We start from the raw sequence: 11792 nt of genomic DNA, 5'->3' as shown, positions 1-11792 counted from the left end.
CTACAAAATTCTGTTCTTCCACAGGCTTGGTTTCATCTGCTCCTTCTGTATCAAGAGGATCATTCATTTCATCCCCTACGTTAGTTTCAAAAGGAATAAGTAGTTCACGATCGGAATCTAGATGGGCTACAAAATTCTGTTCTTCCACAGGCTTGGTTTCATCTGCTCCTTCTGTATCAAGAGGATCATTCATTTCATCCCCTACGTTAGTTTCAAAAGGAGTGAGTAGTTCACAATTGGAATCTAGATGAGATGCATAATTCTGTTCTTCCACAGGCTTGGTTTCATCTACATCGTCTGTATCAAGAGGATCATTCATTTCATCCCCTACATTAGTTTCAGAAGGAATGAGTAGTTCACAATCGGAATCTAAATGTGATGCATGGCTGGTTTCATTTTCTTTTTCTATATCAAGGAGATCATTTATAAAATCAGAATAAGGTGAATTTTGTTGCGTTGCTTGATCCATTTCGATGGGTTCAACTTGACAATTATATTTTTGTTTGGAACTTATCTCTTTCATCACTTCATAGTTAATCCATGGAGTTTGCATTAGTTCACTCCCAAATAATGTTTTTGATAAATATTGTGCAACATTTGATCCGTAAAATCCTACGATAAGAGAAACATGTTCAAAATCGTTTTCTTCAGGAAAAACTCACGAAGTAACCCGTTTTCATTTACTTACGTTGCCATGATGAATAGGGATTGGTAAAAAAACTGCCATTTTTATTTCTTCTAATGTTTGAGAACAGCTAAACACTTTTTCTTCTATTTTTGCTCAAATATATGATAGATGTGTATAGCTTTTAATGAACGCCCCTTTTTTCGAATATTGTCAAACGACATCATTATGAGCTACTTTTATATTGATCTAAGTGTTGCACTTATAATTACAATCCATTTTATGCTTTATTTTCACTTTTGTCACAGAGTACTTTTCAAATCTCAAGTAGCAATTAAGATACTCATGTGTTTGAGAGACGATAGCACCCAAAATTTTATCTATCCACACTATTTTGTTTTCAACTCAATTATTTGATAGCATCTTTTAATACAAAAAACAGTTGAAAGTTCGATTTAACCGAACTTTCAACTGCCAACTCAAATTTTAGATTTCAGTGCCCTCATGCCCTTTCTTATCTGTTTTGCTCCTCTAAAAACTGAGATTAACAACTAGGATTAGAAGGAGGAGGAGGAGGAATAATAGCCGGACTAGGTGGAGGAGTAAGCCCTGTAAGAACAGGAGTTATTACACTAGAGCCAGCTCCAAGGCGAATTTGTTGAACTTGCAGTACTTTTACAGTAAGCTCAAGCACGATTTTTTCACGTAATGTGTCGAAAGTGCCTTCTGGTGCTACCATAACCGGTGAAAAATCAAGTTCAAAGAAGTTTGCAGCTACTAGCTCGCCAAATGGTTGTTCGTTGTATTTAACTAGATTCTGGAAGAAGGCTTTATCCAATCGGGCATCCATTTGCGTAGTTTCATTCAGGAAGTTCACTTCGGCAAACTCGGAAATTCCTAAAATCGGAGTAGGGCCTCCTGTTGTTTGTGGGAAAGTAAGGTCTGTAAAACCTGAAAACGGAACATCGGCTATTCTATCTTGGAGTGCCCCGTTACATGCTGCTGAAGCATATTCTATATTTTTGCGAATATTTCCCGCTACAAATAATTTAGCTCTTGTTACCCTAAAAAAGTCAGTGCCAGCAATACGTGCAAAAGCAACCGGTACAAGTTTCACTTGATTCAGGAATACATTTTTTTTCACTCTTTTGATTTCAGTTGCCGCAGGAGTAAGCGTAATATCCGACTCCACAACAATTTGAAGTGTTGGTTCTGCAAGTACAACTGGAATTTTAATAGTTGGAGTCGTTAACGGTGTAGCGACTAGTGGTGTAGTAGCAGTAGTTAATGGTATTTGTTCTGTTGATGTTACTGGACAAGGTTCGACTTGATTAACTTGAATATCTAATTGATCACTCAAAAAAATCCCCTCTTTTCATTTTTTTAGTATTGGAGAGCGCTCAATATTAGAATATGAAGCACTTAAAACTATACATGGACTTGTATACTAGTTTTTTTACTTATAATAAAATGGGATTTTAATACTTTACTGATAGGGGGAATATCCAATTCTCCCTATGATTTTACCCCATTTAAGTAAAAAAACTATAATACTAAAATGGGAATTTTACTAAAAAATAAAACCTATTCTAACGAGTTTATTTGGACTAACAATGCAAAAGAGCCGATTCAAAAAAATTTGAATCGGCTCTTTTGCATTGTTAGTATTATTAATAAAAAACAGTCATTGATTGTGGTTTTTTCCTATTCCTTCAAATCTTGCCACGACTGCTCTTACGCGTAATTATATTGCAGTTTACCCATGCACAGCCATTGTTTGAAAAGCCTCTTTCGACAGGACTAAATACCTATTTCATTCAAATTCATAAGATATTGCAGACAGTGCATAGAGTGGCGCTGTTTCTGCTCGTAAAATTCGGGGTCCTAATGACATCGTTTGGGCACCAGCTTGAATCAGGGCATCTGCTTCTTTTCTAGCAATGCCACCTTCTGGACCAAAAATAATTAGAATTGATTTCGACTTCTTGTCATTCGCATTTTTTAGCTTCTCCGCAAATCTTGTGCGTTGTTCTGCTTTTGCATCCTCTTCATCAGCTATAAAAACGGCGTCGAAATTGCCAACTTGTTCTAGTAGCTGTTTAAAAGAGATTGGTTCATAAATTTCTGGGATATGTGTACGATGGGATTGCTCAGCTGCTTCTTTTGCAATTTTTTGTAGACGCTCTTGCTTTTTGGCACCCTTCTTTTTATCCCATTTAACGATGGAACGCTCCGCTTCGAATGGCAACAAGGCAAACATTCCAAGCTCTGTAGCCTTTTGTGTAATAAGTTCTAGTTTATCACCCTTTGGCAAACCACATGCCACTGTGACATGCACAGGTAACTCCGGAGAAGGAACAATGTCACCTGTAGTTTGAACGTGTACCTCATCTCCTTCAAAGGCTACAATTTCACAAATATGGGCGGTATTTTGTGCAACTACAACGATTTTCTCGCCCTCTTTCATACGCATTACTCGTTCAATATGTCGCGCATCCTCTCCGCTAATACGCGCTTCCTCTATTGTCGTCTCAATAAAATATCGCTGCATGTTACCATACTCCTTTATAGCAAGAAGAGAAAACGCCAAATCGCAAGCACACGGCTCACGATTTGGCGCTCCCTCAGTCCACTTATTGTGGTCGACGGGCAATGATCGCTACCCAATCTTCCATTAATAATACTTCTTCGATTACAAAGCCTGAAGCTTCCAATGCTGTTTTTACATCATCACGTTTTGCACCAATGATACCTGAAGTGACATATAATCCACCCGGTTTGACAACCGTAAATGCATCGTCAGTAAAGGACATAATAATTTCTGCTAAAATATTAGCCACAACGACATCAGCTGGTTCCTTTACTGTATCCAATAGATTTCCATGGAATACAGATACTTTATCAGCTACTTTGTTTAACGTAACATTTTCTTGTGCTGAACGTACAGCTACATCGTCTAAATCGAGTGCATGTACACTCTTAGCTCCTAGTAAGGCTGCACCAATTGATAGAACGCCTGAACCTGTTCCAATATCAATTACCGTATCTCCCTCTTTTACAACCTTCTCAAGCCCTTGTAAGCACATAACAGTTGTAGGGTGTGTTCCTGTACCAAAAGCCATACCAGGATCTAATTCAATAATTAATTCATCTGTTGCTACTGGTACATATTCTTCCCATGTTGGTACAATTGTAAAGCGTTCAGAAATTTTTACAGGATGATAGTATTGTTTCCATGCTGTTGCCCAGTCTTCCTCATTCACTTCCACAATCGATACAACATTTTCACCAATATCGATGTTGAAGTTCGTTAGATTTGTTATAGCCGCCTTAATTTCTTCGACTGTTTCATTTAAAAAACTAGACTCCGATAAGTAAGCCTTAACAATAACACCATCTTTCGGAAAATCCGCTTCATTTAGTGCATAAATTTCACCATACTGATCCTCACGTGGCTTCGCAAATTCTGCAGAATCTTCAATAACCACACCACTTGCCCCTGCTTCATGCAAAATATTCGAAATTGCTTCTACCGCTTCATTTTTTGTATGAATGGATAATTCTGACCACTTCACGTAGCTCTTCAGCTCCTCTAATTATTCACCTTGGAATTTTTTCTTAATTTTATCGAATAGCGAGCTTCCTTGCTCTTCAGGAATATCACCACTGATTTCCGCAAATTCACGTAGTAATTGCTTTTGTTTTTCTGTTAATTTTTCTGGAGTTACAACTTTTACTGTTACATATTGATTCCCTGTGCCATAGCCATGAACATTTTTGACACCTTTGTCTTTTAGACGGAATTGCGCACCTGACTGTGTTCCCGCTGGAATGCGTAGTTTTACTTTCCCATGAACAGTCGGAACTTCAATTTCATCACCAAGAGCTGCTTGTGGGAATGTCAGTTTTAGTTCGAAATAAATATCATCGCCATCACGTTCGAACTCATTGTGTCCTTGAACGCGGAACATAATATATAAATCCCCCGCAGGTCCTCCATTTATACCTGGTTCACCTTGACCAGACACACGAATTTGCTGACCATCATCAACACCCGCTGGAATGTTTACTTTGATTTTCTTACGTTTTTGAACTTTTCCTTCGCCACGACAAGTTGAACATTTTTCTTTAATGATTTTACCTACACCTTGACATGTTGAACAAGTACGGCGATTCATCACACGACCGAAAGGTGTATCTACAGCTTGATTTACTTGACCTGCACCTTGACATGTTGAACATATTTCGGGGTTAGTACCTGGTTTTGCACCTGAACCCTGGCAAGTATCACATAATTCATCTTTTGGAATTTCGATTTCTGTTTCTTTCCCGAAAATCGCTTCCTCAAATGAAATATTCATACGATATTGAAGGTCATCACCTTTGCGTGGTGCATTCGGATCCTGACGGCGACCGCCACCACCAAAGAATGAGCTGAAAATATCCTCGAAGCCGCCAAAGCCGCCGCCTCCGAAGCCACCACCAAAGCCTGCATTTGGATCCTCGTGGCCAAATTGATCATAGCGTGCTTTTTTCTGATCGTCACTTAATACTTCATAAGCTTCAGCGATTTCTTTGAATTTTTCATCTGCACCTGGCTCTTTATTAAGGTCAGGATGGTATTGCTTTGATAATTTACGGTATGCTTTTTTAATTTCATCCTTAGAAGCCGATTTCGTTAAACCAAGCACCTCGTAGTAATCGCGTTTCTCCATGATTCACACTCCGCTCTTTTTGCATAAAATCTATTGTATCACGCAGTTAAAAAAACTGCCTCTATTTTATTATTAAATATACATTAAAATTGTTGCACACATGTTTTTTCACTTTACTCGCAAATAACCTATGAAACTAAACGATTAAGTGTGCATAGGACATAGCTAAAAATAAAGAGAAAAGCCAAAGCCGCAAGCGGTCTTTGGCTTCTTCACTTAACTGCGTTACTTACTATTATTTATCGTCTTTTACTTCTTCAAAGTCAGCGTCTACGATATCATCTTTTTTACCAGCGCCAGCATCTGCATCTGCATCTGCATCGCCTTGAGCTGCTTGAGCAGCCGCTGCAGCTTGTTCATATACTTTCATAACTAATGGCTGTAATACGCCTTCTAGTTTTTCTTTAGCAGATTTAATGCCTTCTAATTCGCCCGCTTCAAGCGCTTTTTTCAGTTCATCACGAGCATCTTCAACAGATTTTTTCTCGTCTTCTGTAATTTGTTCACCTAAGTCAGCAATTGTTTTGTCAACTTGGAACACTAATTGGTCAGCTTCGTTGCGAAGATCTGCTTCCTCTTTACGTTTAGTATCCGCATCAGCATTTGCCTCAGCATCTTTTACCATACGTTCGATTTCTTCCTCAGATAAACCAGAATCAGATTGAATAACAATTGTTTGTTCTTTGTTTGTACCAAGGTCTTTCGCTTTAACAGATACGATACCATTTTTATCAATATCGAATGTTACTTCGATTTGTGGTACCCCACGTGGTGCTGGCGGAATATCCGATAATTGGAAGCGACCTAATGTTTTGTTGTCTGCTGCCATTGAGCGTTCACCTTGTAGTACGTGAATATCTACTGCTGGTTGGTTGTCAGCTGCAGTTGAGAATACTTGTGATTTAGATGTTGGGATCGTAGTGTTACGGTCAATTAATTTTGTGAATACGCCACCCATAGTTTCGATACCTAATGAAAGTGGAGTTACGTCAAGTAGAACTACGTCTTTTACATCACCAGTTAATACGCCACCTTGAACAGCAGCACCCATTGCTACAACTTCGTCAGGGTTTACACCACGGTGTGGCTCTTTTGCAGTTTCTTTACGTACAGCTTCTTGTACAGCTGGAATACGAGTAGAACCACCAACTAAGATTACTTGGTCAATTTCAGATGTAGAAAGACCTGCATCAGATAATGCTTGACGTACTGGACCTACTGTACGGTTTACTAATGGTAATGTAATTTCGTCAAATTTTGCACGAGTTAAAGAAATTTCTAAGTGTAATGGACCCGCTTCACCAGCAGTGATGAATGGTAAAGAAATTTGAGTAGATGTTACACCTGATAAGTCTTTTTTCGCTTTTTCAGCTGCATCTTTTAGACGTTGCATAGCCATTTTATCTTTAGAAAGGTCAATGCCGTTTTCTTTTTTGAATTCTGCTACAAGATACTCGATAATAGCGTCATCGAAATCGTCCCCACCTAGTTTGTTATCACCAGCTGTTGCTAATACTTCAAATACACCGTCACCTAATTCAAGAATAGATACGTCAAATGTACCGCCACCAAGGTCAAATACTAATACTTTTTGATCTGTATCTTGTTTGTCTAAACCATAAGCAAGTGCAGCAGCTGTTGGTTCGTTGATAATACGCTCTACTTCTAAACCTGCGATTTTACCAGCATCTTTAGTAGCTTGACGTTGAGCGTCGTTGAAGTAAGCAGGTACAGTAATAACTGCTTTTGTTACTTTTTCACCTAAGTAGTCTTCAGCATAGCCTTTTAAGTATTGAAGAATCATTGCAGAAACTTCTTGTGGCGTATATTCTTTATCTTCCACTTTAACTTTTTCAGATGTACCCATTTTAGATTTAATAGAAATAATTGTGTTAGGGTTTGTTACTGATTGACGTTTAGCTACTTCCCCAACTTGACGTTCGCCATTTTTAAACGCAACAACAGATGGTGTTGTACGGTTTCCTTCTGGGTTTGGAATTACTTTTGGTTCTCCACCTTCTAGTACAGAAACACAAGAGTTTGTTGTTCCTAAGTCAATACCGATAATTTTGCTCATAAAAATTGCCTCCTATTATTTAAACGCAAATGATGCGTTTTCTAACTAATGTAATTAACTAAACAGTACTAAGTCTATTCGTTTACAGATACCATTGTTGGGCGTAATACGCGATCCTTTAACATATAGCCTTTTTGAAGCTCGCGTAAGACAACACCCGCCTCTTTTTCACTATCTTGCTCCTGCATGACAGCTTGGTGAACATTCGGATCAAATTGCTCACCTTCAGCTTTAATAATCTGTAAGCCTTCCTTCTCAGTAGCTTCTATCAGAGAACGGTACACCATTTCAATACCTTTTACGATGGAAGCAGTTTCTTCTGAAGTCGCTTCAACTTGTAAGGCACGCTCAAAATTATCGATTACTGGCAGTAAATCTGACAGTAAGCTCTGAGCGCGATACTTTTCAGCAGCCTCACGATCAAGTTGATTGCGGCGGCGGATATTATCGAAGTCAGCACGTAAGCGCAGATGACGATTTTCCTCATCGTCTAGCTTCGCTTGTAACTCAGCTAGCTTTGCTTCATACTGTTCTTCGATTGTTAATTCAGCTTCTTGTCCTTCTTTAACTTCTGCTTCTACTGCATTTTCAGCTTGTACATCCTTTTCTTCTTGTACAAGGTCTTTGTTTTCAGTTGTTTCCGTCACTTGAATCCTCCTCATTATCAATCACTACGATTCTTTGTAAATGCTTGTGTTAAATCCATGCGCATTACGTCTAGTAAAGCAACAACACGCTTATAATCCATACGTGTTGGACCAATAATTGCTATTGCTCCTTGCTGATCTTCACCAATAGAATAAGTGGTCGTAATGACACTACAGTTTTCCATTTCTAGTTGTTTATTTTCCGAGCCAATACGAATATGAATGCCCGATTCATTGGGTTGGAAGAGCGACTGCACTTGGCTAGTCGTTTCCATTAAGTCCAAAATCATACGGACTTTATTTAAATCGTGGAATTCCGGTTGGTTGAACATATTTGTTTTACCACCATAGAAAATTTTACTTTCCGAATTATGCATCGTCGCTGTAACGAGAGCGTGAATAAAATCATCCGATGATCGAACATGCTGCTGTAATACTGTGAGCACTTCAGCTTCGAGTTTTTTATGAATATCCTCTAATGACACACCAACTAGGCGTTCATTTAAAATATTAACCATTTTCTCTAAATCAGAAGCGGTAAAATTAGGAGGTAAACTAAACATGCGATTTTCAACATGACCGTTATTCGTTACGATAATCGCTACTGCTGTATCGCTAGAGAGTGGCACAATTGAAAATCGTTTAACACGATGTCTTTGAACGTCTGGTCCTAAAAGAATCGATGTATACGATGTCAGCTCTGATAAAATATTGGCTGACTTTCGGATAATATGCTCTACTTCTACTAAACGATCGTTGAAAATTGATTGGATTTGCTGAATATCCCTTGAATTAATGCCTTGTGGGTTCAACAAATGATCTACATAAAATCTATACCCCTTTTCCGAAGGCACTCGACCAGAGGAAGTGTGTGTTTTTTCTAAGAAACCTAATTCCTCTAAATCCGCCATTTCATTTCGAATTGTGGCTGGACTAAATGTAATCTCTTGCTTTTTGGAGATTTGGCGAGAACCTACCGGCTGTGCAAACATAATAAAGTCGTCTACAATAGCTTGCAATATTTGTAATTGCCGATTTGTTAGCATGATCATCACCTCTGTTAGCACTCAACTAAGAGGAGTGCTAATACTATTATTAAGTTATCAAATCCTACATTTTATGTCAACGATATCGCTCAATCTTCTAGTAAAAATTGTTGAAATACTTCATTCCCTACAAAACGACCTTTTCGCGAAAGACGAATTCCTATAGTGTCATGTTCCAAAAGACCTTCTGAGACTAAACTTTCAATAACATGTGAGTAATGCCTATGCATCGATTCATTAAATTTTTCTTCATATATAGTGTGTGTAATTCCTTCTGTTTTACGCAAACCTAAAAACATTTGCTCTTCTCGTTTCTCATTCTCTGTTACAACATGTTCATATACAATTGGTAGTTCCCTTGCATTTACTGCATCCATATACTTTTTCAATGGTCCATGATTTGAATAACGCACACCAGCTAAATACCCATGAGCACCAGCACCAAAGCCTGCATATTCACCGTTTTCCCAATATATTTTGTTATGTTTAGAACTGAAACCTGATTGAGCAAAGTTGCTAATTTCGTATTGTTGATGTGCATGTGCCTCCATCTGGTTCATTAACACATCGTACATATCCGCTTCAAGATCTTCAGTTGGTAAATGGAGCTTACCTTTTGAATATTGATTATAAAAAATCGTTTTTGGCTCCACTATTAGTGAATAAGCAGAATAATGTGGTAAATTAAGCGCGAACGCTTTTTCTAAGGTATCCTTCCATTGTGCCATTGTCTGACCCGGCAAACCGTACATTAAATCCACACTAATATTTCTGAAACCAACCTTTTTCGCTAAAGATATTGTTTCGTAAACATGATTGTTGCTATGAGTACGACCAATTTTCTTTAACAACTCTTGATCAAAGGATTGTACACCCATACTTAAGCGATTTACACCACCATCAAATAATGCCTGCAATTTTGCTTCTGATAGCTCGTCCGGATTGGCCTCTGATGTAAATTCTGTCACACTGTCCATTGGAATATACGTACGAATAAGCTCAAGAAGTCTCCCTATTTGTTGAGGCGATAATGCTGTTGGTGTACCGCCACCAAGAAATATCGTTTCGATTTGTTTAAAACTCTCAGGATACTTTTTTGTCGCAAGCTCCATCTCCTTGCCAAGTATTTCTATATATTCATCCACTGGTTGATTTTTAAAATAAAATTTATTGAAATCGCAATAGTTACAAATTTGATGACAAAAAGGAATATGAATGTAAACACCCCGTGCCATAGCTATCCCTTCTTTCTCGTTAGTCTTTTTCCATTTCCTCATTATAAACAATCCCGGCATGGAACGCCATGAATCGAGCTAGTAAAAAGAACTATATCAAGACTGAATGGTAAATATATTGATAGAGGGAACCTGCTGGATAAAGAGGTTTGTTGCAAAAAGCAGTACTCACTTTATCTACATAGCTAATTTATTGCACAAAAAAATCAAAACCACAGCAATAAGGTTTTGATTTTTTGAGTATTCTTAATAACATACAATTCCTACGCAAATGCCGACTAGCACTAGCAAATAAGGTTGAATTTTCCAACGCATCAAGCACCATAAAAAAACGGCTGCAATTACTACGTCTAGACCATTTTGAATTGTTTGTGTAACAATCGGATGAATAAAAGCTGCAGCTAATATTCCAACAACTGCTGCATTTGCACCAGCCATCGCCCCTTTTAATCCAGCAAAACGATGAAGAGCTAGCCAAAAAGGCATCGCCCCTACTATTAGTAAAAATGCCGGTAAAAAAATGGCTAGCGTAGCGATTATAGCCCCAGGTACCCCAGCAATGACCATACCTATGTAGGAAGCAAATGTAAATAATGGACCAGGAACTGCCTGCGTCATTCCGTATCCTGCTAAAAAATCAGAAGAACTCATTAATCCACTTTGCACAAACTGTGCCTCTAGTAAAGGCAATACGACATGACCTCCACCAAATACTAATGCACCTGATAGATAAAACTTTTCAATGATCGTAAACCATTCATATTGAATAAGTGGGCTAACAATTGGTAAACCAACGAGAAGTATAACAAACAGCGCTAAAAAACATACACCTGTCGTTTTTGAAATAGGTATAAACGTTTCTTTTGGGTCATCTTTTTGATTAGTCTTCTTAAAAAAATAATAGCCTATAAAAGAAGCAACAATAATAGAAGTTACTTGAGCAAGTGGATGGGCCCATAAAAGCACTACTACAAGTGCCAACAACGCGATTATAAAATGCCGAATACTAGGGATTAATTTTTTTGACATTTCAAAAATAGCTTGCGCAACAATCGCAACAGCCACTAATTTTAAGCCATGAATCCAGCCCATACTCATCCCTGTATGTGCAGAAAAATAAGCAAATGTTATAAGTAGCAAAACTGACGGCAATGTAAACCCAAGAAATGACACAATACTCCCCAACAAACCGCCTCTTATTAAGCCAATACCCATCCCTACCTGGCTCGATGCTGGCCCGGGTAAAAATTGACTGAGTGCAACAAGCTGACTGTAGTCATGATCAGATAACCATTTACGCTTCTGAACATATTCATTTTGAAAATAGCCCAAATGGGCAGTTGGGCCCCCAAAGGATGTGCAACCTAATTTAAGCGAAACTAAAAAAATTTCCCATAACCTTCGCAATATCTTCAACTACTTTCCATTCCATATATATATTCATATT

10 protein-coding genes are annotated in these 11792 nt (G+C 38.2%); all 10 read right to left on the bottom strand.

What is annotated here, in order from left to right:
* A partial coding sequence (locus ACIQLB_RS07120; protein WP_400722907.1) for a hypothetical protein occupies positions 1–553 on the bottom strand: 553 nt, incomplete at its 3' end.
* Between the two features lie 616 nt (positions 554–1169).
* Positions 1170–1985 carry a CsxC family protein gene (locus ACIQLB_RS07115; protein ID WP_400722904.1) on the bottom strand — a complete coding sequence of 272 codons (816 nt, stop codon included), beginning with the start codon at positions 1983–1985 and terminating at the stop codon, positions 1170–1172.
* 453 nt (positions 1986–2438) lie between these two features.
* On the bottom strand, positions 2439–3176 hold the full coding sequence (locus ACIQLB_RS07110) for a 16S rRNA (uracil(1498)-N(3))-methyltransferase (RefSeq protein WP_400722902.1): 738 nt from the start codon (positions 3174–3176) through the stop codon (positions 2439–2441).
* Positions 3177–3258: 82 nt separating this feature from the next.
* Entirely contained in the window at positions 3259–4200 is a 942-nt protein-coding gene (prmA, locus tag ACIQLB_RS07105) for a 50S ribosomal protein L11 methyltransferase (RefSeq protein ID WP_400722899.1), read from the bottom strand.
* Between the two features lie 21 nt (positions 4201–4221).
* Positions 4222–5340 (bottom strand): molecular chaperone DnaJ, encoded by a 1119-nt coding sequence (gene dnaJ, locus ACIQLB_RS07100; RefSeq protein ID WP_400722896.1) that lies wholly within the window; start codon positions 5338–5340, stop codon positions 4222–4224.
* A 235-nt stretch (positions 5341–5575) separates the two neighbouring features.
* Positions 5576–7417 (bottom strand): molecular chaperone DnaK, encoded by a 1842-nt coding sequence (gene dnaK, locus ACIQLB_RS07095; protein WP_400722893.1) that lies wholly within the window; start codon positions 7415–7417, stop codon positions 5576–5578.
* A 74-nt stretch (positions 7418–7491) separates the two neighbouring features.
* The gene (gene grpE, locus ACIQLB_RS07090; RefSeq protein ID WP_400722891.1) at positions 7492–8079 is read right to left on the bottom strand and encodes a nucleotide exchange factor GrpE; all 588 of its coding nucleotides are present in this window, start codon (positions 8077–8079) and stop codon (positions 7492–7494) included.
* A 2-nt stretch (positions 8080–8081) separates the two neighbouring features.
* Positions 8082–9110 (bottom strand): heat-inducible transcriptional repressor HrcA, encoded by a 1029-nt coding sequence (gene hrcA, locus ACIQLB_RS07085; RefSeq protein WP_400722889.1) that lies wholly within the window; start codon positions 9108–9110, stop codon positions 8082–8084.
* 89 nt (positions 9111–9199) lie between these two features.
* Entirely contained in the window at positions 9200–10345 is a 1146-nt protein-coding gene (gene hemW, locus ACIQLB_RS07080; protein ID WP_400723116.1) for a radical SAM family heme chaperone HemW, read from the bottom strand.
* Positions 10346–10591: 246 nt separating this feature from the next.
* Positions 10592–11752: a chromate efflux transporter gene (gene chrA / locus ACIQLB_RS07075; RefSeq protein WP_400722886.1), complete on the bottom strand. Its 1161-nt coding sequence runs from the start codon at positions 11750–11752 to the stop codon at positions 10592–10594.
* Between the last annotated feature and the right edge of the window lie 40 nt (positions 11753–11792).

The organism is Lysinibacillus sp. NPDC092081, assembly GCF_044755845.1.
GTDB lineage: Bacteria > Bacillota > Bacilli > Bacillales_A > Planococcaceae > Lysinibacillus.
This window is presented reverse-complemented; position numbering and strand designations above follow the sequence as displayed.

Coding starts and splice junctions, on each gene's coding strand:
- ACIQLB_RS07110 (WP_400722902.1), bottom strand. CDS start 3,176: ATGCAGCGATATTTTATTGAGACGACAATAGAGGAAGCGCGTATTAGC.
- dnaK (WP_400722893.1), bottom strand. CDS start 7,417: ATGAGCAAAATTATCGGTATTGACTTAGGAACAACAAACTCTTGTGTT.
- hemW (WP_400723116.1), bottom strand. CDS start 10,345: ATGGCACGGGGTGTTTACATTCATATTCCTTTTTGTCATCAAATTTGT.
- dnaJ (WP_400722896.1), bottom strand. CDS start 5,340: ATGGAGAAACGCGATTACTACGAGGTGCTTGGTTTAACGAAATCGGCT.
- grpE (WP_400722891.1), bottom strand. CDS start 8,079: ATGAGGAGGATTCAAGTGACGGAAACAACTGAAAACAAAGACCTTGTA.
- hrcA (WP_400722889.1), bottom strand. CDS start 9,110: ATGCTAACAAATCGGCAATTACAAATATTGCAAGCTATTGTAGACGAC.